Origin of the sequence: Nostoc mirabile CHAB5784 (assembly GCF_020829645.1) — a bacterium.
Lineage (GTDB): Bacteria > Cyanobacteriota > Cyanobacteriia > Cyanobacteriales > Nostocaceae > Nostoc > Nostoc mirabile.
The window spans coordinates 142932-166264 of the sequence record NZ_JAIVFS010000007.1 but is presented as its reverse complement, the minus strand read 5'-3'; the positions used below and the strand labels follow the sequence as shown (position 1 = coordinate 166264).

Here is a 23333-nt window from a genome sequence, read left to right as displayed (position 1 = left end):
ATAGGCATCGCAGTACTGATCTACCACGGTGATCGTGGAGGTAGCCGTTCTTGAACCCAATTAAATACCCTTGCTAAGTTAAACTGTTAGTAATTAATTATACTCTCATGAGAGTAATAAAAGAGCGCTAGGATGAGGGATTTTGATTACCGCCTTGTTGTCTCAGTAGATAGTCTAAAACTCGGTCAATTCGCTCCAAGGCAGCACCCGTGGTAAGTTGAAACTCCTGAAACTGAGATTTTTGTTCTTCAAAGCTTCGGTCAAGCTTTAGCATGAGTGCTTCTAATCGCTCAGTTCGTGCCTTTGTTTCCTCTATCTCACTGCCTGCCTTTGTAAATAGGCGTTGCGTGTGAGTGATAAAACTATCAACTTTATCAGAAAGTTGGTCAACCTTTCCCCCTATCTGGTCAACACGCACCCCTATCTGATCAAGGTGAGATTGGGTACGGTCTTGTTTTATCGTCAACTAACTCATCAAGGTGAGATTGGGTACGGTCTTGTTTTATCGTCAACTCATCAAGGTGAGATTGGGTACGGTCTTGTTTTATCGTCAACTCATCAAGGTGAGATTGGGTACGGTCTTGTTTTATCGTCAACTCATCAAGGTGAGATTGGGTACGGTCTTGTTTTATCGTCAACTGGTCAAGGTGAGATTGGGTACGGTCTTGTTTTATCGTCAACTCATCAAGGTGAGATTGGGTACGGTCTTGTTTTATCGTCAACTGGTCAAGCCGCCTACCTGCTGATTCGGCGTAGCTAGCAGTAGACACTAGCAATCGCTTAACAGTTTCGAGTTCATCTTCTACATGGTCTAGTCGCTGTGCGTTGGTCATGCTGTTTTCTCTTGGCTGGCTTTTTTATCTTTTGCGATCGCTTTCCTGACATCTCCTCCCTTTACCATGAATTAGCAATCACTGATAAACAAAATCTCATTACAGCAGAAATCATGTATTTGAACCACATCTGACGTAAGGGCACAGCATTGCTGTGCCCTTACTGCGTGGTCTATTTACCTGAAAATAGCTGTAAGATACACCAATCATTTTCTGTCAAGTGGGCACTAATTCACCAGGACGCAATTTCGACCATTTACCCGTTTCTCGCTTAAAGCTCAGACAACCAACAACATCCCATTCCATTTCAATTACATCATCTTTAGTGCGAATGTTGACATTGATAGAAGGTTCATTCGGATCAAAGTTCGGTGTTTCGGTCAAGTGAGGCTGTTGGTGCTGCCCTTCTACAGCATGATAGGTAACACATCGGTCTACATAGTGGCAGTTCACGCAAATACACATAATAGAACCAACTCCAGGGGCCTTTATTGTTAATCTAACTTAAGCCCAACTGTTATTCATGAGTTGCTGGGTTGATTTTTATTACAATGCTTGAAGAAGAATTCAGAATTGAGAAGTCAGAATTCAGGAGCGGAGCAAGGAAAGTCCGCCTTCGGTCAAAATCAACAGCGTGGGGGATTCAGACCCGCCACTGACAGCGTAGCCTCTACTCTTTCTCTACAAGATGCTACTCGTAGCTTGCTTCACCGTAGGAGTACACAATCTAAAATCTAAAATCCAAAATGGTATTAGCTCCCGAAAATTGGCCTTTCAGCTTGGAATTATTGCCACAACCCGCTTACATGGTAGGTGGCGCTGTACGGGATGCTATTCTTGGCAGAACCCGCGAATATCTGGATCTAGATTTTGTTATACCATCTAAGGCGGTAAAGGTAGCAAGAGCGATCGCTCATCATTACAAAGCTGGTTTTGTGTTACTCGATGCAGAACGACAAATTGCTCGTGTGGTTTTTCCCCACGCCACGGCTGACTTTGCCCAACAGGAAGGAGATAGTTTAGAAGTTGACTTGCACAGGCGGGACTTTACAGTAAATGCGATCGCTTATAATCCCCATACGCAAGAAATCATCGATCCTCTGCAAGGTTATGCAGACTTACAACAGGGCATTTTGCGAATGGTATCACCTGCGAACCTAGAAGATGACCCTTTACGGTTAATGCGAGGTTATCGCCAAGCCGCCCAACTAGGTTTTACTATTGAGCCAGCTACCCAAGCCGCAATTCGTTCTTTGGCATCACATATCAGCAAAGTTGCAGCCGAACGAGTTAGGGTAGAAATTGGCTATCTACTCAGCAATTCTCAGGGTACTCCTTGGATCACAAGTGCTTGGGAAGATGGTTTACTTAACCCTTTCTTCAAAAATGCCACCCGTGAAAGCTTGCTCAAACTAGCAGCAGTTGACGAAGCAGGTGCCTTACTTACAGAAAATTGGCAACAATTAGGGGCACAACTGCAAGAATATGTCCGCGATAGTATCAAAACCACTTGGTTAGGTATTGCCAAACTTGCTTGTCTTGTCAACCCAGTTCCAGAGTTAGCAGAAATAGAACTACAGGAACTGACTTATAGTCGTGCCGAAATCCGGGGTGTAACCACTGCCTTGAAACTGTTACCGCAGCTTCAAGTAGTCGATATGTCCTTACGAAAACAATACTTTTTCTTCCATGACGCAGATATTGTGTTTCCTGCTATGGCAGTCTTAGCTGTAGCACTTGATATTTTGGTAGAGGCGATGTCTGGTGACAAGCCACTACACCCAGCAGTGGAAACCAAAGCAAAACGCTGCCTTATTTGGGCACCTTTGATCAACCGCTACCTGAACCCTGATGATCTGGTTGCTCATCCCACTCCACTAGTGAGCGGGAAGGAGTTGATTATAGCATTAGATATTCCAGCTTCGCCAATTATCGGGCAACTGTTGAGAGAAGTTGGCGTAGCACAAGCTGAGGGGAAAGTCTCAACATCAACAGAGGCGATCGCTTATGCACGTCAGTTATTTGACACTCCCTGACCTTTAGGTACAGGGATTCTTCTATCTATGAAACAGCTTGCTCTGACAGGATTACTCCAATTAGAGTAGAGGTCGATTCTCCAGAAGCGTTGCTTGCGTCTAGCACAAAGGTTCCAGTATGCCCTACTGTACCCAATCCTAAATTAAGGATGTTTATCCCGGCGTTGTGATCTCTATCTAGCTTGCAGCCGCATTGACAAACGTGTGTGCGAGTAGATAGTGACTTTTTCACAATGGAACCACAGTCAGAACATTCTTGCGAGGTATATGACGGATTTACCGCAATAGTAATCTTCTTAAATACCTTTCCAAAATACTCCAACCACACCCTAAATTGATACCACCCAGCATCATTGATTGACAATGCCTTGCAATGATTTTTGACCATGTTCTTAATCCTCAAGTCTTCATAGGCTATCAAGTCGTTAGACTGAACTACGCACCTTGCCAACTTCACGGCATGGTCTTTACGCTGTCTACTTATTTTGAGGTGAACCCTACCTAATCTAGTTCTAGCTTTGCGTCTGTTGCTAGAACCTTTCACTTTTCTAGAAACAAGTCTTTGCGACCGTTTCATTTTTTGTTCCCCGGTTCGATAAAACCGAGGATTTTCAACTTTATTTCCAAGCGAATCAGTATAAAAGCAAGACAACCCTACGTCTAACCCAACTGTTTGATGAGTTGGAGCGATTGCCTCTGCACGGTCTACTGATATGGAAAACTGAACATAATACCCATCTGCACGTTTAACCAGTCTCACGCGCTGAGAATATCAAATAACGTTAGTTGCACCGACCGCCATAACTTCAGACCATTGACTCACAAGAAGAACGCCGAACGGCACTTCCTCCACTTGACTTAAGACAGTGGAGGAAGTGCCAACAAGGATTTTTTTCTCTTCTCTCTGTTTCCTCTGCGTCTGGAGCGGTAGCCGGACGGCTTGCCCTCCGGGTGACGCTCGTACCGACGCTCGATGACTCGCTTGCCGCCGGCGCTATCGCTAACGCTGCGCTAACAGCAGTCGCTCATGGGGGAAACCCCCAGACGCTCGCGGACTCGCTTGCCGCCGGCGCTATGCGCGGCATCGTCTCCCCTTGGGAGAAGACCGCGCTGCTTCACCGCTTTGCGTCTACGTTAAAAATTTGACTTTGATAAAGAGTTTTAGCCTTAACCCAAGCGTATTGTCTGCGAAAGTTCTGTCATAAGGAAGCCTTAGCTCAGACTTTCCGCCAAATCTAAAATCCAAAATGGGAGCAGATTGCAAGAAAGAGTTTATTCTTCTTCTTTCTTTTCTTGCAAATTGGTTATCTTTGTATTTAGCATCACAATAGAGTTTTCCTGACTCTCTTTTTCTTCTTTCTTTTCTTGTACAACTTGAGTGGAGTATATTTCCACATCTCGTTGAATAATATCTTCTACATTACCTGCAAAAAGATTAAACGCCTGTTCATGGCTTGTATAATTACGATAAGGGCCTGTCAACTGTGAGAATTGCCACCCTTGGCTTTTTAATGATTCGACTGTACGGCGATAGTGTCGCCAACGTTCTCCATAGTGAAAAAACTCTTCAATGGCAGCACTAATAGCAACTATTTGGCTCAAACCAAAAGTTGACCAGATAATGACATCCCTGGCTCTATTATTAACTTGTAGAGTAGTGTTGATGTTTAGACTTACCAATGCCGGGAGAATTACACCACCAACAATAGTCGTTATCCGCAACAAATAATGGCGATCGCGTGAAAAATTCGCCTTCCCTTCCATCCAGAGTACTTGGTCTAACCAGCGCGATCGCAAAAAATGTTTTTGCACATCGCCTAACTTCATCCCTTCAAATAACTTGTTAAATTCTTCCTTTAAAAATTCATTATAACTATCTTTTTTTGCCATTATTACTCCTAATTAGAAAGCAAACTCTTAATTATTTCGCCTAATTTTTCAACTCCCTTCTCTATGTCGATTAAGTCGATGTATTGTAATGTACCAGATTTAGCTAACTTTTTAGCTCGTTCATCGGTAGCTTGTCCACGCAAGGCATCTGCAAGTATATCTGCGGTTCTACCACTACCAGCAATCACAACAACTAACCTTCCACTATTAACGCTCTTAAACGCATCCTCAAAGGTAATCTCACCACCGTTCAAAAGTACAGTTATCGAAGGTGCATTATTGGCCAGCACAGTTGCAACGCAAGATATCCAAATAGACCCGTCGCCCCAATTATCGCCAGGAACCAGTACAAAATGAGTATGGTTTGGCTCTAAGGGTGTCAAATCAGCAGCAGGTTCTTGTTGATTAGGTAAAGCCACTTTGCTTTGGGGTGTTACACCAATCAAAGCAAACTTACCACCTATCTGGGTACGAGCCTCACCCATCAATTGCATTACTCCCGCATCCGTACCTCCATCCACAACATAAGCCCCCAAACTTTCGGCGATGGGGGCTAAAACTTCTGTAAACAACCGTTTAATGCGGAGAAAGTCGGCTTCACTGATGTTACTTGCACCCCCCACCACTACTAAAACAGAACGCGAACCGCCAAGCCCTATTCGCTCAAGAGCATCTGGTAATTCAGCTTGTTGATCAACTCGAATAGCTAATGCTGTTTGTTCACTGTCAAAGGTAAGTTTCAAAAAATTTTTCATTTGTCAACAATACTGAGTGCTTAAGTTTTCCAGCGTAGAACTTTGCAGCCATGTTCCGCAAGTGCTGTATTACGCACAGTCAATTGCTGAAGCTTCAGCTTTTTGTCCCACAGAGGAGCGATCGCAACAAGCTTTATTTAGCGCAGCATCAAAAAGCAACGTTATGATAATTAATCGTCTAATAATAAATAAGTTGGCACAAATAAACCTCAATAGTACGGAGACGATTAATCGCCTCTGTAGAGCAGTCAAAAATCGTTGAACTATAGACTTTGGGCTATGGAATCTTCAGAGTGGACTGTTAGGTGCTGTATCCAACCAAAATCAGCCGTTGTACAAATTTCCACAAGGATAATTGAAGTGACTAAGACTAACTCAGACTTTCTTACCTCCACCGATCCAGCGATCGCAGAGTTAATCAACGACGAACTACAGCGTCAGCGAGATCACTTGGAGTTGATTGCTAGTGAAAACTTTACCTCTGCTGCTGTACTGGCGGCTCAAGGTTCAGTACTGACAAATAAATATGCCGAGGGATTGCCTGGTAAACGCTACTATGGCGGTTGTGAGTATATTGACAAAATCGAGCAACTGGCAATTAACCGGGCTAAACAGATATTTGGTGCTGCTCATGCGAATGTGCAACCTCATTCTGGCGCACAAGCGAATTTTGCAGTGTTCCTGTCGCTGTTGGAACCAGGAGACAAAATTATGGGAATGGATTTGTCTCATGGGGGACATCTCACCCACGGTTCCCCTGTAAACGTCTCAGGTAAGTGGTTCCAAGTTAGCCACTACAATGTCAGCCAACAAACAGAACAACTTGACTACGATCAAATTCGGGAGCTGGCGCTGAGGGAGCGTCCTAAGCTCTTGATTTGTGGTTATTCGGCTTATCCCCGTATAATTGATTTTGAAAAGTTCCGTAGTATTGCTGATGAAATCGGCGCTTACTTACTTGCCGATATTGCCCATATTGCTGGTTTAGTTGCTAGTGGTCTTCATCCCGATCCCATTCCTCATTGTCATGTGGTGACAACAACTACACATAAGACTCTACGCGGCCCTAGAGGTGGTTTAATTTTGACCAGCGACGCAGAACTAGGTAAAAAACTAGATAAATCTGTTTTTCCTGGCAGCCAAGGCGGGCCATTGGAACACGTCATTGCTGCTAAAGCAGTAGCTTTTGGAGAAGCCCTAAAGCCTGAGTTTAAAACCTATTCTGCTCAAGTAATTGAAAATGCTCGTGCTTTGGCAGAACAACTACAAAACCGGGGTTTAAAGCTAGTGTCTAATGGCACTGATAACCATTTAATCTTGGTAGATTTACGTTCTGTCAGTTTAACTGGTAAGCAGGCAGATCAGCTAGTTAGTACCGTGAATATTACTGCTAACAAAAATACTATACCCTTTGATCCGCAATCGCCATTTGTTACCAGTGGTCTGAGGTTAGGTTCGCCTGCAATGACCACGCGAGGTTTAGGAGAAGCAGAATTTACCGAGATTGCAAATATTATTAGCGATCGCCTGCTTTCTCCAGATTCCGACGTAGTAACCCAAGATTGTCGGCAACGGGTAGCAGCATTGTGCGATCGCTTCCCCTTATATCCTCACCTGGAAATTCCTGTACCAGCACTAGCATAATTGGGCATGGGGCATAGGGCATTGGGCATTGGTTATTTCTCCCTCTGCCTCCCCTGCTCCCCTGCTCCCCCTGCCCCCACTCCCTACTCCCCACTCCCTACTCCCCTTCCCCAATCCAATGAGTGCAGAAATTATTTGTGTTGGTACTGAACTGCTGCTAGGAGATATCCTCAACGGCAATGCTCAATTTTTGGCGCAACAATTAGCGCAACTCGGAATTCCCCACTACTATCAAACAGTGGTTGGGGATAATCCAGAACGGTTGAAGCAAGTTATAGAAATTGCTATTTCCAGAGCGCAAATTCTTATTTTCACTGGTGGACTCGGCCCAACACCAGATGATCTCACCTGCGAAACCATCGCCGATTTTTTTAAAGTTCCCTTAGTAGAACGTTCTGACATAATCGAAGACATAACCCAGAAATTCTCCCAACGTGGTCGGGTTATGTCACCAAGTAACCGCAAGCAAGCTTTGATTCCCCAAGGTGCAGAAATTCTCCCCAACCCCAGTGGAACAGCACCCGGTATCATTTGGCAACCCCGTCCTGAAATCACAATTTTTACCTTTCCCGGTGTTCCCAGTGAAATGCACCTGATGTGGGAAGAAACAGCCGTACCATTTCTCAAAAGTCAAGGTTGGGGTAAAGAAATTATTTACAGCCGGAGTTTAAAGTTTTGGGGTATTGGTGAATCTGCTTTGGCGGAAAAAGTTGCTTCCTATTTGAAGTTGCCAAATCCCACAGTAGCGCCTTACGCAGGTAAAGGGGAAGTAAGATTGCGAGTTTCTGCTAAAGCCACTTCAGAAGCAGCCGCAGAAACGTTAATTGCGCCCATTGAAAAACAACTTAAAGAAATTGCCGGACTAGATTTTTACGGAGTTAATAATGATACTCTTGCTTCCGTGGTTGGTCAGTTATTGCGGGCATCAAAAGAAACGCTTTCAGTGGCAGAATCTTGCACTGGTGGCGGTTTAGGGCAAATGTTGACTGAGATTTCTGGGAGTTCTGATTACTTTTGGGGTGGCGTAATTTCTTATGACAATTCGGTGAAGGTTAGGCTGCTGGGGGTTAACCTAGAAGATTTAGATAAATTTGGGGCGGTAAGTGCAACTGTTGCAGAGCAAATGGCTGTTGGAGTCAAAACCCGCCTTGCAACAACTTGGGGATTGAGTATTACTGGTATTGCTGGCCCAACTGGAGGGACGGATACTAAGCCAGTGGGTTTAGTTTACATTGGTTTAGCTGGGCCAAAGGATGAAGTAGCAAGTTTTGAGTATCAGTTTGGTACAGTGCGAGGTCGAGCTTTAATTCGTCATGTGAGTGCGAATGCAGCATTGGATAATCTGCGGCGGAAGTTGTTGACGAGGTAGGAGGTATGTTATGTTTGTCATACAAATTGTATGACAAGCGAACCTGACGATGCGAATTAATGCGCGATTAGATGACGAGTATGCTGATAAACTAGCATTTATTCAACAGCGGACTAATCAGGCAGTAACAGATGTGATTAAGTCTGCTATTGAATTGTATTACCAGCAGCTTCAGCAGGAGCAAAAGAACGCCTTGTCAATGCTGACTCAAACAGGCTTTATTGGTTGTGGTCATACAGATTCGGATCTGTCTGTAAATTACAAATTAATTTTGAGAGATGGCTTGAAAGCTAAGTATGATTATCGTTGATACTGGCTTTTGGTTAGCCTTAGCAAATCGAAATGACTTGTACCACACTCAAGCAATAACAGTACTTGCCAATGTCAACGAACCTCTGATTACGACTTCGGCTGTCGTTACAGAGACTTGCTATCTACTGCTAACAAAGATGGGGAACCACGCGCAAGTAAGTTTCATTAATAACTTATTTTTAGGGGCCTTTACGGTTTTTGATTTGCAACCCCATGATGGTAAACGCATTTGTGAACTGATGGAAAAATATGCGAACTTACCAATGGATCTGGCCGATGCTTCGTTAGTAGTTTTGGCAGAACATCTGGGGCATGGAAGAATTTTGTCTATAGATTTCGGAGATTTTAATGCTTACCGTTGGAAAAATCAGTATCCGTTTGAAAATCTGATGGTATGTTAAAAAACTCAATTACGAATTATGCAGGTATGAGCAAAATTCCTATTCTTAAACCAAATCAATCATACACTTTCAGAAGCTATTTTGAGATGTCATTCGAGCCAGAAGATATACTGGCTGAATTTGGCTATTCTTTAAAACGTTCCTCTCTCAATCAACAAAAGTCCACGATTGAATTAGATAGACTCGCAAATCTCAAATCTAGGATTGAGGAGAGTTTGCCATATATTAGTTTGACTAGTGAGGCAGCCCGCAGAGAGTTACTAATTGCTCCAATTTTACTGGATGTTATTCATTACACTCGCGCCCAACTTAGAATTGAATATCCTTTAATTGTTACAGAACAGTTAAAAGGTTCCCTTGACTATTATCTCCATGCAGAGCATAAACTCTTGGTTGTGGAAGCTAAAAATGCTGATTTGGCAAGGGGCTTTACTCAGCTTGCTGTAGAACTGATTGCTATTGATGCGTGGACTGACTCTCAAGAGCCAAATTTACAGGGGGCTGTTTCTACAGGGGATATCTGGCAATTTGGTCTATTGAATCGAGAAAGTAAACAAATAACTCAAGACCTCAATTTATATCGTGTTCCTGCTGACATAGAAGACTTGCTTCGGATTTTGGTGGCGATACTCGGTTGTTAAGAAATATAGCGATGTATGATCACAAGCTGCTTTGTATCTACACGCTTTTGATTTTGTGATGATAAAGTGTATAAATGTCGAAAAAACGTAAATTGCTAGAGAAACTTCTTTCTAGCTCTAAGAATATTCAATTTAATGAACTGGTGACTTTGGTTGAGGCGTTTGGATTTTCTCTATCACGGGTTAATGGCAGTCACCACATATTTACTAATCCAGATATTCCTGAGCTTGTTAACCTGCAAAATCGAAAGGGCGAAGCTGTTCCGTATCAAGTCCGTCAATTTTTGATTTTGATTGAAAAATATACACTTACTTTGGAGGATGAAGGATGAAAAACTATCATATTAATATCTTCTACAGTCAAGAAGATGAGGGCTATATTGCTGATATTCCTGATTTGAAATACTGTTCAGCGTTTGGTTCAACTGAAGAAGAAGCACTTCATGAAGTTTTGAAAGCAAAAGAAGCATGGTTAGATGCTGCGAAAAAGGAGGGAAAACTAATTCCTGAACCGAGATATCGTCCTGCAATTTACCAGATAGCCTCATAATTAGCAGAGAGGCGATCGCATTTTTGTGTAGAGGTTGCGATCGCCTCACTTCACATACATGGAGAAGACCAAACTTTAACAGCTATATCTGCTAATAATTCTGCTCTTTTATTGATTTCTGTTTCGTTCCACTGTTTCAGATGTTGCAACCCCCGATTCAGACGTAGAGGGCTATCTGCGAATCCACCATCCTTTTTATCCCGCTTCTCTATAAACGGGCGATCGCTCAACTCAGGGTTATATCCAGTTAGAGTTAGATTTCCAATAGTGTGTAGATATTTGGCTCGAATTTCTTTCCATTGTTCTCCCAAATCTGCCTGCCATTCTAAACAAAGATTGGGATTTTGTGGCATGATATGCTCAATACTATATTCTTCAACATTGACTAACTCTTTCCGCTCATAATTTTCTAGTTTACGAAGTAGATAGTTGCGACCGCGAAAGTTATAAATATCCTTAACTAGCAACTCTCGACGAAACTCTTCATCATCTGGAAATCTTTTATAACTCTTTTTACTACTCAAAGCAATCTGTAAACTTTCTAAGTAGTTTTCTCGGTCAACTTCTCGACTTAAAGTGGCAAAATTCTTGTTCATATAGTTAGTAGGAATGCCACAGATAGTCCGCCGAAATACATAGCTTTCCACAAGCCTAAGAATGCTGATAAATTCTTTTCGTGCTATTTTATTTTGATTGTAATCATCATAAACTTCTATTAAAAATGGATAGGCAACATCTACCTTAAGAGTATTAATATCCGTAATTAACTGCTTAATTTCTTGGTCAGTTTCCTCAGCAAAAGCTAACTTGACAAAATATTTAGAGTAAAGGTAAACATCCGCTAATATCTCTTTGATTAAAGTATCTTTTTTCCCTTGTACATAAATCTTAAAGCTATTATAGACTTCTCTAATATTAGGAATAGTTCCTGATCTAGATTTGATGGTCAGATAGTCCCGAATGAAGCGGTCAAATAGCTGAGAATATCCGGTTTTATCAAAGTTTTTCTCCATTGGATGCCAATAGAGGTTGTAAATTTCGTTCTGCTCCTCCGGTTGAAGTCCCATCAGTACATAGTTCCGAATCTTGTCTGCTTCCGAAAGCTCAAGTCCTGTGGAATTTAGACTTTCAAATATTAATTGTGGATCATCACGATCGCGCTCCAAAGAAATTTCTACAATCATTAACTTGCATATACCTCGATACAGGCTATTAAGGTCAATGTCTAGTTTAGGAATTTGACTCTCAAAATATCGGTAGTTATCAACAAGCTGCTGAGATTTATCGTTAGGTATTTCTGTATCTTCTAGCAATCGAATTAGAGTTTCTCTATCTTTCTTATTTAAAAGTAATTTGTATCGTTCACTACCCTTTGCATGTCTATTAAAAAGATAAAAATCCTCTAGGGCTTCAGAACTAATATCAATTTCTTCATTACTTGCTCTAATAGCTTTACTTAAAACAGAAAGTAGTAATGAAAGGGTTGTTAAACGTTGCTGACCATCAATAACTAACAATTTAGGTATTACTGCTGTTAGATACACAGTATCTACCATGTAAACTAATGAACCAATGAAATGCCCTGAAATTTCATTGTCCTTAGCAGCACGCAGAATATCATTCCATAGCTGCTGGCATTGAGTAATTGTCCAACTATAAGGACGCTGATAGATGGGGATGATTAATTGCTTGTTGCCTTCTAAAAAGTTGAGAAACTTGGTTTGAGTAGCTTTCATGGTTTTAGTACGTTATTAGGAAACTGTAGGTATCAAAGCTTCAGCACAAACCGCTCTCACGTAATCAGCTAGGTTAGATTTAGCTGTGTCATAATTAGCAGTGGTGATAAGCTGTCTGATGTCCTAGTTAAAGTATTCCCACCAATAAGTTATTCATAACTTTCCTTGCAGAAATTCTATATTAATGTCAACATCTGACTCAGTTTTCCTCACTAGAAATGCCATACTTGTGCTGCATTTCCCGTTTAAATTCCTCAACAAAACGTGTTTGACCTACATTTACGTCCTCCACTCCCGTTGTAAGTAGTAACATCTGATACAGTGGCCTTGTAACCATCAGCCATTCTATGCCTACCCATCAGCACAATTAATCACGGGATCGCTTGCTGTATTCTTCACAGTTTGTTACAAAAGTACAAAGAACTTCTAGAGACCCAAAACCACATGTTCGGCGGACTTACTGGTTTACAAGATCCTAAAGGCACAGATTGGGGAGAGCGGATGCTCAACACGGTCGCCAGCCAAACGATTCGCCACCTGTTTAGCATGAGCGAGTCAGTAGAAGTCTTTGTGCGCTGCTACCCCTCCAGCAAACTGTTGCAAGGCAGCATTGATAGCTTCAAAATGAGCGGTCGTGGCTTGGTGATTCGGAGAGATTTCGCGGTAGAGGAGATGTCTTTTGAAACCGATGCGGTTGCCATTGACTTCGGCTCGGTTTTAAGTGGCAAACTCAGTCTCAAGCAACCCACTCAAGCGATCGCTCAAGTAATTTTATCAGAAGCAGGGATAAACCAAGCCTTTAATGCGGAACTGGTGAAAAAGCGCCTGCTTAACCTCACCGTACCATCACTGACAGAATTATCTGGGGGTGAACCAGTCTCCTTTACGGAAGTACAGGTACAGCTATTGCCAGGAAATCGCTTACAGCTTGTAGCAAAAGCAGATTTAAACAATGGCGAACTCGTTCCCCTGAACATGAGCCTAACTTTAGGCATTGAAAGGCGGCGGCGAGTTTCCTTCAAAGATCCAAAAATTGAGCTTGACCAAGTGCCAGAAGCACAACGGGAAATCTCGCAAACCTTGAGCGTGGCGCTGGTAGAAATTTTAGATAATATGGTCGATTTGGATCGTTTTGACCTCGATGGAGTGAAAATGCGGCTCAACCGATTAGAAACTGAAGGTCAAAAACTTATTTTCAGTGGATATGCTGAAATTGAACGTATTCCACATAGCGCTTGATATGAGATTTTCACGTAACCAAGGTAAGTAAAGTTTTTATAACGTGAGTTCGATGAACCTCTCCCTGCCTTGAACTTTAGTTCAAGTTTCTCTCAATACGGGTCGGTTAACATGTTTTCTCTCGAAGATCCCCCAACCCCCCAATAAATTGGGAGGCTTTTTCTGATCTTTACCCCCTTTTTAAGGGGGTCGCCGCAGGCGGGGGGATCTTATCCGAACCGTATTGAAGTTTCTCTCGCCTGTCAAACAGACAGTTTTATCTTGTAAAATCTCTTAGCGGTCTTTTGATAGGGCTAAATAGACGGACAGTATATGAATAGTCGAATTCACGTTTTTTTAGCGTCTTTGCATGAAGCTCTAAAACAAAATTAAATACCGCCTAAATCGTTTTAGGCGGTATTGTAAATATTTGGGTTTTTAAGAGAGTTGGGAGTTATGGATTATAAGTTGTAAGCAATTCTTATGCATCATTTATCGCTCCTAACTCCTAAACCTCTATCGTCCCACCCCTACATATTGGAATCCAGCCCGTATCATTGCTTCGGGGTCAAGGAAGTTACGACCGTCGATGATAACGGGATGGGCCATTAATTTCGCCATCTTCACATAGTCGAGAGTGCTGAATTGCTGCCATTCGGTGACGAGTACTAAGGCATCGCAGCCATCAGCTAGTCTTTCGGCATCGGTTTCTACTAGCACACCAGAAAGCCCATGACGTAAACCTGTTTGGGAAACAATGGGGTCGTAGGCTTTAACTTTGGCTCCCAGTCGATTTAGCTGCTCAATTAGGTTGAGGGCTGGGGCGTCGCGCAAGTCGTCGGTATCGGGCTTGAAGGTCAGTCCGAGTAGTCCAACTGTTTTGCCTTTGAGAATTTTCAGAACTTTTTGGAGTTTTTCTAAAGCAATCAATCTCTGGCGTTCGTTGACACTGACAGCAGCTTTGAGTAATTGGGCTTCATAGCCATAATCATCAGCAGTGTGAACCAGAGCGGAGACATCTTTGGGAAAACAAGAACCACCCCAACCAATACCAGCTTGTAAAAATTTGTTACCAATACGGGAGTCTAGACCGATACCTTTGGCTACTTGGGTAACATCAGCACCGACGCGATCACAAATATTAGCAACTTCGTTAATAAAACTAATCTTAGTGGCTAAAAAAGCATTAGCGGCGTATTTAATCATCTCCGCCGAACTTAGGTCTGTTGCCAAAATTGGCACAGGGGGTAAAGATTGATCGTCAGCGTACTTGCGTTCTACAATTGGGGCATAAAGTTGTCGCATTAAGGCTACTGCTCTTTGACTATTGCCTCCTAGTACAATGCGATCGGGGTTGAAGGTGTCGTACACTGCCGAACCTTCGCGCAAAAACTCTGGATTGCTGATTACATCAAACTCGGCTGCAAACTCAGGTAATTTCTCATCACTCGGCACCCCACCTGCGGGTACTAATGTTTTCTGCCGTTCAGCAACACCATCTAGAACAAGCATCCGCACCCAGTCACCTGAGCCAATGGGTACTGTAGATTTATTTACTATGACTTTATAACCACCATTGAGATTTTCCCCAATCCCACGGGCTACAGCTTCAACATAACGAGTATCACTTTCACCAGTGGGTAAAGGTGGCGTTCCCACAGCAATAAACAGAACTTCTCCGTGGGAAACTCCAGCAGCAAGATCGCTAGTAAAATGAATTTTCTCTGTTTGAATGGCAGACTGCATAATTTCTGAGAGTCCCGGCTCAAAAATCGGGGACTGCCCAGACTTCATTAACTTAACTTTTTCTTCGTTATTGTCTACGCAAATTACATCATGCCCAATATGAGCCAAGCAAGCACCTGTAACTAAACCAACGTAACCAGTACCAATCACGCAAACACGCATTTTTTAACTCCTCACTTTTTTGGGGTTAGTCTTTAAAAAGAAGTATCAAGATGAGACTTAAACACTGGCAGTCAACTCAGCCACCAAGCATACTAGTACAGCGCTGCGTAAATCAAGCTACCATTTTAAAACTTGCAAAAAGCTTGATATACAAAACTTTTGACTTTTGACTTCGCCTTGCGGTACTAGCTACCGATAGGTGAGCCTGGATGAAATTTAGAGTAACGCTAGGTGCTGCTTAGGTGGTTGAATTATTTTCATCGCTTTGAATGCGATCGCGAAAATCTTCTATTGTTAGTTTTAACCCTTCTTGCAGAGGAATAGTCGGTTCCCAATTTAACCAAGTTTTTGCCTTTGTTATATCAGGCTGGCGACGCCGGGGATCGTCCAAAGGTAGTGGCTCGAATTTAATCTGTGCGTCTGGGTTAATCATATTTTGCACAGCTTGTGCCAATTGCAAAATTGTATATTCACCAGGATTACCCAGATTTACTGGGCCAATGTAGTCGCTATTCATTAAACGGATGAATCCTTCGACTAAATCGGAAACATAGCAGAAACTACGAGTTTGCGAACCATCACCGTAAACGGTTAAAGGATTACCCCGCAAGGCTTGAACTATAAAGTTGCTCACCACCCGGCCATCATTTTCTAACATTCTCGGCCCGTAGGTGTTAAATATCCGAACAACTCGAATATCAACTTTATTTTGCCTATAGTAATCAAATGCTAGAGTCTCAGCAATTCTTTTACCTTCGTCGTAGCATGAACGTATCCCAATGGGATTAACGCTACCCCGATACTCCTCAGGTTGGGGATGAACTTCTGGATCACCGTATACTTCACTGGTTGAAGCCAAGAAAAACCTAGCTTTCACCCGTTTAGCCAGCCCCAACATATTGAGTGTTCCCATCACGTTAGTTTTAACGGTTTTAACTGGGTTGTACTGGTAATGTACTGGTGAAGCAGGACAAGCTAAATGATAAATTTGATCCACTTCTAACCGAATTGGTTCGGTAATATCGTGGCGGATCAGTTCAAAGTACGGATGACCTAACCATTTAAGGATGTTCCGTTTGTGACCAGTGTAAAAATTATCCAAGCATATTAATTCATGCCCATCATTCATTAGTCGGTCGATGAGATGGGAACCAATAAACCCAGCACCACCCGTCACCAAAATTCTCATAATTTCCCAGTTACTTGCAAATATTTTCAGTAGCTATTGCACTTACTTTTAGGTTACCCAGGTTGAGTACAAAAATACAAAACGAAAAAAAGAACAATGTTTAAGCAAAAAGTGTCGTTGAATTTACCTATTTTTCTACGGTTATAGTTTTATTATTTTTTACTTGCTTCCTTAATAATTTAACTAGTAAAATAACAAAAATTGTCAGTCTTCCACCTAAAGTTCATCAAATCTTCAACAATATAAAGCGTTTTTATGGCTACTACTGTTTTCAATTGGATGCAGGAATAGGTTGACACTTTCCCCAGTTTAAGGCATTACAATTACCCATATTTTTGCAATAGCCAAGTTGTTGCATTTACAAAGAAAGGCAGGGGGCAGGGGGAGAAGAGAGGCAGGGAAAGAGAAGAATTACTCAACAATAACCCTCTTTCCTCAAGAGTCTCCCCTGCTTATCCCAACGGTATTGAGTACATAGGCTCATATCATTTCACGAAATTCCTGCTACAAGTACATACGTGTGTAGAGGCGTACATCTGTATGCCCTTATAGGCGATTAATTTGTTGCAAAGATTGTTGTCAATGCCATGCCTCCGGTGGTCACTGAGCTAAGTCGAAATGCGGACTACACCAACGCAGCCTAAGTCCACATGAGTGGACTAAACTATGCTTCATATCATACAGCAGAGGTAATGCTAGTAACCGTCTTAGACATAACTAAATTAGTGGTTTGAGTGCGTTGCGGTTCTCCAAGCATGACAATGGAGCAGGTAAGTTGTCTGGCTAACTGAGTTGTGACATCGCTAATGGCTAACCCTCCAGGGCTGGTACGATTACGTATAAAAGGTAAAACTACTAGATCATATAATCGTGCTGCCTGCAAAATTGCTTGAGCAACATTTTCATGAGCGATAATTTGAATTTCTGGGGCATTGGTCAAAGCCAATTTAGATACCAATAGGGAGAGATGCGATCGCCTCCAAGCAATTTTACTAGAACTAGTGCGGCGATCGCACACATTCAGTACAGTAATGTGGCTCTGATTTGCCTCTGCCAGCATCTGGGCAAATTGTACAGGCTGTAATGTAGGTGCTGTTAAGTTTTCTACTGGTACTAAGATACGCTGAATTTTTTTTGGTGATTCTACTAGACGTGTTACCGCTACTGGACAATGGGATGCCCAAAGCACACCATCAATCACATTCCCAAATAAACGCGCTCGCAACCCAGTCCGTTTACCCCAACCCATAACGATTAAATTAGCCTTTTGTTCACGAGCCGCTCTGCTAATTCCTTGAGCAAAGGCATCATCAATCCGCAGCATTGGTTCTGCGCCTACGCCCAATACTCGACTGTGTACCGTGGCTTTGGTTAATAATTGCTCACTCCGTTGTAGAGACGCTTCTAACTGCGGTGCATCCATTTGAGCGGTGGCATTAGCGATCGCAAGCGGTATAATTTTTCCCTTAGATTGACGCGCTAATAACGCGGCCATTTCAATCAAATACTGCTCGGTGTGAGGATTATAGACAGGTACGACTATAGTAAAAGCACTGTCTGTCCCTGGTGCGTTTTGGTCAGGTAGGGGGGGGGTTAGCTCTTCGGCGGTTGAGGAATTCAAACCAACAGCTATTCTACTAGTGAGCAACGGCCCCAAGGTTGATGTGACAACCATTAAGACAATAACGCTGTGTAATACTTCTAGTGGCAGCAACCCAGCCCCGTATCCCACTAACGTTGCTGCTAACGTTGTACCAACCTGAGGAAGTGATAGCGACCAGATGGTTAGCATTTCTTGCCACTTATAGCGGTAAACCAGTTTTATGAAAAAAGCTGCAATCAATTTACTGACAATCAAACCGATTATCATCAACAGCGTTAACTTGAGCGTGTCTAGGTTGTTCACAAAGGCGGGTAGATTGATTGTTAAGCCAAGGTCAACAAAGAAAATCGGAATGAATAGCACACTGCCAATAAATACCACCTTTTGTTTGACTGGCCCTTCCCCTACAGCTTCATTTACCGCCAAACCCGCTAAAAAGGCACCAACAATTTTCTCTACCCCAATCAATTGAGCGCCCACAGCCGCCAGAAACACAGAAAGCAACACAAACAAAAACTTGTTTCCTTCGTCGTCTCCAGACCGTTTGAAAAATTCTTTACCTGCCCAATCAAAACCTGTGACAACGGCTACAGAGTAAATAATTAACCAACCCGACAAGGTGAGTAGTTTAGCAAAGCTGAATGCTCCAATATCAGCGACGGCTACACAAAGGGCTAAGATCAGTACTGCGCCAATATCTGTAAAAATCTTAGCTCCAATGGTGACCGTAACAGCTTCGTTGTTGACCACTCCCAAACGGCTGATTATGGGATATGCCAAAAGAGTATAGGAAGCGAATAAAGAGCCAATTAATATTGAAGTATTCCAGCCATAGCCTAAAATCAGCCCTACTAAAGTTCCCATCACCAGGGGTACAGTGAAAGTTAAGCTAGCAAACCCGAAGGCACGACTTTTTTGCCGGCGAAACTGTTCTAGATCAACTTCTAGCCCTGCGACAAACAGCAAGTAAATTAACCCAATGTCTGATAGTAGGTTAATCATCGGTGAGTCCGACTGAAATAGATTCCAGCCTGAGGGCCCGAGTACTACCCCTGAGAAAACCAAACCCACTAATCCTGGTAATCTTAGCCGCTCAAACATGATGGGTATAACTAAGATAACCACCAGCAAAATAGCAAAGGGAACAATTGGTTCCTTGCCAAGAACTTCGGAAGTTGCCTCCAGAGCAAGAACTTGTGATATGAGTTCCATAGGTAGGAATTGAAGGGGCTATGGTAAAACGCGATTACCTTGGGGCGATCGCTTAATCGATATAAATAGATAGAGAAGCCACCTGAGCAAAAATCAAATAAATCCAATATATTAATTTACACTAACTAGGCAATTGTCTCAGAACTAACTACCTACGGATGGATTTGACTTAAAATGAACCGCAAGCGATCGTAGTCGTCTTTAAGTAGCACACTCAAGCTACGTCCAGCTTTAATTAGCCATTCTCGGTCAGCTTTGCGTAACTGGTATATATCTCGAATGGCAGCTGCGGCCAAAGACTCTACTGGCGCACCATTAATACAAAGGAGTGTCCGCAAAAAATCTAGTTCTTCAGTAAATTTAATGATTGCTTCTGGTTCACACCGATAAACAGCTTGATGAATTTGCGGGGGACGGGGTGGTAGATACTGATATATTCTTTGGTTATAACCTCGATTCTGGGAAGATTGCTCAAATCCTACGATCGCAGCCCTAAATTCTGTTCTGAGCATGGCAAATATTTGGGGTTGTTCTTCTCGTAAGTCTTGCAAAGACAACCCCAAAGCTCTAGCCCGGTGTACGGAATCTATGGGCATTGTGGTGGCATAATATACCACAGCATAAACTTGATTGCCCGATTCTTCATCTACAGAACAGACCCAACTACCAAAAGGTGGCATGGAGGGAAAGCTCAAATCTGGTGGTTCCAAACACTGAGCTAAAAACTCGGTACTAGTAGTTTCAATCACCTCCGCAATGTGGTTGGGATGGCGATCGCCAGTTGCAAATTGTGGTAGGGGGAGGCGCATAGTAATTTAGTCATTAGTCATTGGTCATTAGTCATTTGGCAAAAACAAATGACTAATGACTAATTTTATTTGGCTTTTTTACGTCCGGCTGTGGTTTCTACGAGTTCCAATTCGCTCAGACGAAAGGTAACTAATTTATCCCAGTTACCACCTTCAAATAATACGGCTACTTTGCCATCACTAACCCGTTGCACGAGTCCTTCGTAGCGATAATAGGTATCTGCGGGATTCTTGACGCGAACAGTTGCTCCAGGCAGAATCATGTTTTTAGCCTCGCTTGTTTCCTTTTAATAGCTTAATACTTCTTATTAGTCATTTGCCCTTGGCTCTTACAAATGACTAATGACTAATGACTAATGACTAATGACTAATGACTAATGACTAATGACGAATCAATAATACTTCTGCCTTTGGCGAAAATTTGCTACCGATTCTACTATTCCCAAGGAAATGAAGTTGGTCAGCATAGCAGAACGCCCGTAACTCATCCAAGGTAGGGGAATGCCTGCCACAGGCGCTAAACCAACTGTCATGCCAACGTTGACAATTAGCTGAAACACAATCATGGACAAAACGCCAATAGCCAACAAGGAACCAAAGTTATCTTTGGCGGTTTGGGCAACATGCAGTAGACGGAAGCAAATTAAGCAGAAGGCAAACAGCACTACCAAACAACCAACAAAACCGAATTCTTCCCCCACTGCGGAAAAAATAAAGTCTGTATGCTGTTCAGGCACGAAATTCAGTTGCGTCATTGGCCCCTTAAACAGACCCCATCCCCAAATTTCACCAGCACCAATAGCAATGCGAGATTGGATTAAGTGATACCCAGCACCGAGTGGATCGTGATCGGGGTTCATGAATACAGTTAGCCGATCTTTTTGATACTCTTTCAAAATATGGTTCCAGGCGAAGACTCCTAATTCGCCACCCAGTATATTAAGAGTCCACGCATTAATAGCACCTAAACCAAATCGACGCCAGGGAAGAGTTTGCCAGCCCACAATAGCCATCGCAAATGACCAAACTATTCCTAATGGGCCAAAAGATAGTTCTTTGAATAAAACTATCGGCTCTGATAAAGGCCAAGATATACTAAACAAAATGGCGGCAACCACAGGAGAAATCATCAGAATTAACCAGCCTGGGTTAGCATTTGCCCAGTAAAGCATTCCTAAGACGATCGCACCAAATACCAGTGATGTTGCTAAATCTGGCTGCAAAAATACTAATCCCCAAGGTATAGCAGTGATTGCCAGAACGCGGAAAACACCTTCGAGGGTAGAAGCAGTACGCCTGTGTAGCAAAGCTGCTAAGGTGATGATCATGCCGACTTTGGCAAATTCTGAGGGTTGCACGTTAAAGCCGGCGATACTAATCCACCTCTGTGCCCCTTTAGCGCTAGTACCAGCAATCATCACGGCGATTAAGCTGAAGTTCGTTAGTGCATAAGTTACCCAGTGCCACTGCATCAATAGTTCATAACGGACGCGAGCTAAAAACAGGGCTATAAGCACGCCGATACCCGCTACCATCCAGTGCCACCACCAGTCAGTTACTGGCTGCTTCAGTTCCGTACTGAGAATCATGAGGCCGCCAAAGATACTGACAACAAGTGGCAAACAAAATAGTAGCCAATCTACATACTGCCAGGGCTTAACCCAAGACTTCCAGCGAATTTTGGGGAGCGATCGTTTTAATAACATTGTGTAAGTTTAGACTTTAGTTTTAATTGTTGGGAATTTAAAAGAGGCAGAGGGGCGGGGGGCTGCTCTTGCTGAGGGGAAAATTCTTCTCCCCTGCTTTTTCCCCACTCCCCACTCCCCACTCCCCACTACTTCGGCTTCGCTCAGTACAAGTCCCCAATCTCCAGTCCCTACTATTCCCAAGCTATAGCCCAGGAAGCAGATAGAAATTAAAATTAATTATGTCAAAGCAGCAACTGATACTTTACCAGCAATGGTAAGAGCGATCGCTGTTAATGCTTTTGCTGAAGCTGAATCTGGATCACCAACAACTATTGGCACACCACTGTCACCGCCCACTCGTGTGGAAATTTCTAGCGGTACGCACCCCAAAAGTGGCACTCCCAATTCGGTAGCTGTTTTAGAGCCACCACCGGAACCAAATATGTCATACTGCTTATCTGGTTGATCGGGGGGTATAAAATAGCTCATATTTTCCACAATCCCCAATACCGGGACATTCATCTGCTGGAACATCCGCAATCCCTTGCGAGAATCTAACAGGGCTACCGTTTGCGGTGTGGTGACAATTACTGCCCCTGCCATCGGCACTGCTTGGGTTAAAGTTAACTGAGCATCTCCGGTTCCCGGTGGCATATCTACAATCAAATAGTCCAGTTCTCCCCATTGCACTTGATAGAGAAACTGGCGAATTACACCATTGAGCATAGGCCCCCGCCAAATTACTGGCTGATCCCGGTCAATCAAAAAGCCCATTGAAACTAATTTGACGCCGTGATTAAAAGCAGGTTCCAGGATGTCACCTGTTTCACTGGAACGCACAGTAATTTGGGCATCAGCCAGTCCCAGCATGGTGGGGTCATTAGGGCCGTAAATATCAGCATCTAGCAAACCGACTTTCGCCCCAGTTTGAGCTAGAGCCACTGCTACATTCACCGCCACCGTGCTTTTACCAACGCCACCTTTGCCACTGGAAACAGCAATGATATTTTTCACCCCAGAAATACCAGTGCGGTCAGGTAAACTTTTTTGTTGCGGTGTTTCTGCCGTCACTTCTATACTTACATCTGTAACACCTGAGAGTTTTTTGACCGCTTTCTTACAATCTTCAACTATAAATTCACGTAAAGGACAGGCGGGAGTGGTCAACACCAAAGTGAAACTAACCTTGCCACCGTCAATTTTTACGTTGCGAATCATATTCAGTTCCACCAGACTTTTGCGGAGTTCTGGGTCTTCCACTGGTCGCAACACTTCTAAGACAGAACGAGAATCGAGGACATCGTACATAAAAATTCAAAATTCAAAATGAATAAATACACTTGTGGCGAACATCTTAGCTATTAACTGGATGCTTTCTTAAGTAAGGTCAGCTTAGTATTTTCACTGTCAATCCCGTAATAAAACTTAGCAAATTGTATTATCACCAAGCACCTCTCGCCGTGGAGAGCAACTGCTTTTAAGCATGGGAGCAAGGCGTAGGCTAATTTATGACGCTCGAAGACTCGCTAACGCTACGCT

23 protein-coding genes and 1 pseudogene are annotated in these 23333 nt (G+C 43.0%); 10 read left to right on the top strand and 14 right to left on the bottom strand.

Going from position 1 to position 23333, the window contains the following annotated elements:
* Positions 1-127: 127 nt before the first annotated feature.
* The 3 genes from LC653_RS07825 to LC653_RS07815 form a co-directional block, all read right to left on the bottom strand.
* Positions 128-466, bottom strand: coding sequence for a hypothetical protein (locus LC653_RS07825; RefSeq protein ID WP_229493899.1), 339 nt, complete (start codon positions 464-466; stop codon positions 128-130).
* A complete protein-coding gene (locus tag LC653_RS07820; RefSeq protein ID WP_229493897.1) occupies positions 429-833 on the bottom strand; it encodes a hypothetical protein in 405 nt (134 codons plus the stop codon). Before LC653_RS07820 ends, LC653_RS07825 begins: the two co-directional genes overlap by 38 nt.
* A 216-nt stretch (positions 834-1049) precedes the next feature.
* On the bottom strand, positions 1050-1298 hold the full coding sequence (locus LC653_RS07815) for a Ycf34 family protein (RefSeq protein ID WP_100899275.1): 249 nt from the start codon (positions 1296-1298) through the stop codon (positions 1050-1052).
* Between the two features lie 281 nt (positions 1299-1579).
* Between LC653_RS07815 and LC653_RS07810 the strand changes: the two genes are divergently transcribed.
* Positions 1580-2869: a tRNA nucleotidyltransferase/poly(A) polymerase-related protein gene (locus LC653_RS07810; protein WP_229493895.1), complete on the top strand. Its 1290-nt coding sequence runs from the start codon at positions 1580-1582 to the stop codon at positions 2867-2869.
* A 25-nt stretch (positions 2870-2894) separates the two neighbouring features.
* On the opposite strand, the pseudogene LC653_RS07805 reads toward LC653_RS07810, so the two are convergent.
* From LC653_RS07805 to LC653_RS07795, 3 genes and pseudogenes are all read right to left on the bottom strand, one after another.
* Positions 2895-3635: pseudogene (locus LC653_RS07805) on the bottom strand (RNA-guided endonuclease InsQ/TnpB family protein); the annotation flags it as partial.
* 506 nt (positions 3636-4141) lie between these two features.
* Complete coding sequence (locus LC653_RS07800) at positions 4142-4759, bottom strand: DUF4231 domain-containing protein (protein WP_229493893.1); 618 nt, start codon at positions 4757-4759, stop codon at positions 4142-4144.
* Between the two features lie 8 nt (positions 4760-4767).
* Entirely contained in the window at positions 4768-5514 is a 747-nt protein-coding gene (locus LC653_RS07795; protein ID WP_229493892.1) for a TRP family putative cation channel, read from the bottom strand.
* A 16-nt stretch (positions 5515-5530) separates the two neighbouring features.
* On the opposite strand from LC653_RS07795, the gene LC653_RS07790 reads away from it, so the two are divergent.
* The 8 genes from LC653_RS07790 to LC653_RS07755 all read left to right on the top strand — a co-directional run bounded on the left by LC653_RS07790 (position 5531) and on the right by LC653_RS07755 (position 10431).
* Positions 5531-5776 carry a hypothetical protein gene (locus LC653_RS07790; RefSeq protein WP_229493890.1) on the top strand — a complete coding sequence of 82 codons (246 nt, stop codon included), beginning with the start codon at positions 5531-5533 and terminating at the stop codon, positions 5774-5776.
* Between the two features lie 98 nt (positions 5777-5874).
* A complete protein-coding gene (glyA, locus tag LC653_RS07785; protein WP_229493888.1) occupies positions 5875-7158 on the top strand; it encodes a serine hydroxymethyltransferase in 1284 nt (427 codons plus the stop codon).
* 118 nt (positions 7159-7276) lie between these two features.
* Positions 7277-8527 carry a competence/damage-inducible protein A gene (locus LC653_RS07780; protein WP_229493887.1) on the top strand — a complete coding sequence of 417 codons (1251 nt, stop codon included), beginning with the start codon at positions 7277-7279 and terminating at the stop codon, positions 8525-8527.
* A 49-nt stretch (positions 8528-8576) separates the two neighbouring features.
* Positions 8577-8837 (top strand): CopG family transcriptional regulator, encoded by a 261-nt coding sequence (locus LC653_RS07775; RefSeq protein ID WP_229493885.1) that lies wholly within the window; start codon positions 8577-8579, stop codon positions 8835-8837.
* On the top strand, positions 8824-9240 hold the full coding sequence (locus tag LC653_RS07770; RefSeq protein WP_229493883.1) for a type II toxin-antitoxin system VapC family toxin: 417 nt from the start codon (positions 8824-8826) through the stop codon (positions 9238-9240). The genes LC653_RS07775 and LC653_RS07770 overlap by 14 nt, the downstream gene beginning before the upstream one ends.
* 26 nt (positions 9241-9266) lie before the next feature.
* A complete protein-coding gene (locus LC653_RS07765) occupies positions 9267-9881 on the top strand; it encodes a hypothetical protein (RefSeq protein ID WP_229493881.1) in 615 nt (204 codons plus the stop codon).
* Between the two features lie 74 nt (positions 9882-9955).
* Positions 9956-10213: a type II toxin-antitoxin system HicA family toxin gene (locus LC653_RS07760; RefSeq protein WP_229493879.1), complete on the top strand. Its 258-nt coding sequence runs from the start codon at positions 9956-9958 to the stop codon at positions 10211-10213.
* A complete protein-coding gene (locus LC653_RS07755) occupies positions 10210-10431 on the top strand; it encodes a type II toxin-antitoxin system HicB family antitoxin (protein ID WP_179074584.1) in 222 nt (73 codons plus the stop codon). The genes LC653_RS07760 and LC653_RS07755 overlap by 4 nt, the downstream gene beginning before the upstream one ends.
* 50 nt (positions 10432-10481) lie before the next feature.
* Here the strand turns inward: LC653_RS07755 and LC653_RS07750 are convergent, their stop codons facing one another.
* Positions 10482-12167 carry a DUF262 domain-containing protein gene (locus LC653_RS07750; RefSeq protein ID WP_229493878.1) on the bottom strand — a complete coding sequence of 562 codons (1686 nt, stop codon included), beginning with the start codon at positions 12165-12167 and terminating at the stop codon, positions 10482-10484.
* Positions 12168-12611: 444 nt separating this feature from the next.
* Here LC653_RS07750 and LC653_RS07745 point away from each other — a divergent pair, with 444 nt between their 5' ends.
* A complete protein-coding gene (locus tag LC653_RS07745; RefSeq protein WP_229493876.1) occupies positions 12612-13406 on the top strand; it encodes an LmeA family phospholipid-binding protein in 795 nt (264 codons plus the stop codon).
* Positions 13407-13901: 495 nt separating this feature from the next.
* On the opposite strand, the gene LC653_RS07740 is transcribed toward LC653_RS07745, so the two are convergent.
* The 7 genes from LC653_RS07740 to LC653_RS07710 form a co-directional block, all read right to left on the bottom strand.
* Positions 13902-15293 (bottom strand): UDP-glucose dehydrogenase family protein, encoded by a 1392-nt coding sequence (locus LC653_RS07740; protein ID WP_229493874.1) that lies wholly within the window; start codon positions 15291-15293, stop codon positions 13902-13904.
* A 238-nt stretch (positions 15294-15531) separates the two neighbouring features.
* Entirely contained in the window at positions 15532-16482 is a 951-nt protein-coding gene (locus LC653_RS07735; protein ID WP_229493872.1) for a UDP-glucuronic acid decarboxylase family protein, read from the bottom strand.
* A gap of 676 nt (positions 16483-17158) precedes the next feature.
* The gene (locus tag LC653_RS07730) at positions 17159-19297 is read right to left on the bottom strand and encodes a cation:proton antiporter domain-containing protein (protein ID WP_229493871.1); all 2139 of its coding nucleotides are present in this window, start codon (positions 19295-19297) and stop codon (positions 17159-17161) included.
* 152 nt (positions 19298-19449) lie between these two features.
* Positions 19450-20106, bottom strand: coding sequence for an HAS-barrel domain-containing protein (locus LC653_RS07725; RefSeq protein ID WP_229493869.1), 657 nt, complete (start codon positions 20104-20106; stop codon positions 19450-19452).
* A gap of 65 nt (positions 20107-20171) precedes the next feature.
* Positions 20172-20369, bottom strand: a complete 198-nt coding sequence (locus LC653_RS07720; RefSeq protein ID WP_094351697.1) for an NAD(P)H dehydrogenase subunit NdhS — start codon at positions 20367-20369, stop codon at positions 20172-20174.
* 129 nt (positions 20370-20498) lie between these two features.
* A complete protein-coding gene (gene rodA / locus LC653_RS07715) occupies positions 20499-21812 on the bottom strand; it encodes a rod shape-determining protein RodA (protein ID WP_229493867.1) in 1314 nt (437 codons plus the stop codon).
* A 219-nt stretch (positions 21813-22031) separates the two neighbouring features.
* On the bottom strand, positions 22032-23102 hold the full coding sequence (locus tag LC653_RS07710) for an Mrp/NBP35 family ATP-binding protein (protein WP_229493866.1): 1071 nt from the start codon (positions 23100-23102) through the stop codon (positions 22032-22034).
* Positions 23103-23333 lie beyond the last annotated feature (231 nt).

Bases quoted from the DNA above. Each gene is read 5' to 3' on its own strand.
- LC653_RS07720 (WP_094351697.1), bottom strand. From the start codon at position 20,369: ATGATTCTGCCTGGAGCAACTGTTCGCGTCAAGAATCCCGCAGATACC.
- LC653_RS07820 (WP_229493897.1), bottom strand. From the start codon at position 833: ATGACCAACGCACAGCGACTAGACCATGTAGAAGATGAACTCGAAACT.
- LC653_RS07780 (WP_229493887.1), top strand. From the start codon at position 7,277: ATGAGTGCAGAAATTATTTGTGTTGGTACTGAACTGCTGCTAGGAGAT.
- LC653_RS07815 (WP_100899275.1), bottom strand. From the start codon at position 1,298: ATGTGTATTTGCGTGAACTGCCACTATGTAGACCGATGTGTTACCTAT.
- LC653_RS07750 (WP_229493878.1), bottom strand. From the start codon at position 12,167: ATGAAAGCTACTCAAACCAAGTTTCTCAACTTTTTAGAAGGCAACAAG.
- LC653_RS07765 (WP_229493881.1), top strand. From the start codon at position 9,267: ATGAGCAAAATTCCTATTCTTAAACCAAATCAATCATACACTTTCAGA.
- LC653_RS07755 (WP_179074584.1), top strand. From the start codon at position 10,210: ATGAAAAACTATCATATTAATATCTTCTACAGTCAAGAAGATGAGGGC.
- LC653_RS07745 (WP_229493876.1), top strand. From the start codon at position 12,612: ATGTTCGGCGGACTTACTGGTTTACAAGATCCTAAAGGCACAGATTGG.
- LC653_RS07730 (WP_229493871.1), bottom strand. From the start codon at position 19,297: ATGGAACTCATATCACAAGTTCTTGCTCTGGAGGCAACTTCCGAAGTT.
- LC653_RS07775 (WP_229493885.1), top strand. From the start codon at position 8,577: ATGCGAATTAATGCGCGATTAGATGACGAGTATGCTGATAAACTAGCA.
- LC653_RS07800 (WP_229493893.1), bottom strand. From the start codon at position 4,759: ATGGCAAAAAAAGATAGTTATAATGAATTTTTAAAGGAAGAATTTAAC.
- LC653_RS07810 (WP_229493895.1), top strand. From the start codon at position 1,580: ATGGTATTAGCTCCCGAAAATTGGCCTTTCAGCTTGGAATTATTGCCA.
- LC653_RS07725 (WP_229493869.1), bottom strand. From the start codon at position 20,106: ATGCGCCTCCCCCTACCACAATTTGCAACTGGCGATCGCCATCCCAAC.
- rodA (WP_229493867.1), bottom strand. From the start codon at position 21,812: ATGTTATTAAAACGATCGCTCCCCAAAATTCGCTGGAAGTCTTGGGTT.
- LC653_RS07760 (WP_229493879.1), top strand. From the start codon at position 9,956: ATGTCGAAAAAACGTAAATTGCTAGAGAAACTTCTTTCTAGCTCTAAG.
- LC653_RS07795 (WP_229493892.1), bottom strand. From the start codon at position 5,514: ATGAAAAATTTTTTGAAACTTACCTTTGACAGTGAACAAACAGCATTA.
- LC653_RS07770 (WP_229493883.1), top strand. From the start codon at position 8,824: ATGATTATCGTTGATACTGGCTTTTGGTTAGCCTTAGCAAATCGAAAT.
- LC653_RS07710 (WP_229493866.1), bottom strand. From the start codon at position 23,102: ATGTACGATGTCCTCGATTCTCGTTCTGTCTTAGAAGTGTTGCGACCA.
- LC653_RS07740 (WP_229493874.1), bottom strand. From the start codon at position 15,293: ATGCGTGTTTGCGTGATTGGTACTGGTTACGTTGGTTTAGTTACAGGT.
- LC653_RS07735 (WP_229493872.1), bottom strand. From the start codon at position 16,482: ATGAGAATTTTGGTGACGGGTGGTGCTGGGTTTATTGGTTCCCATCTC.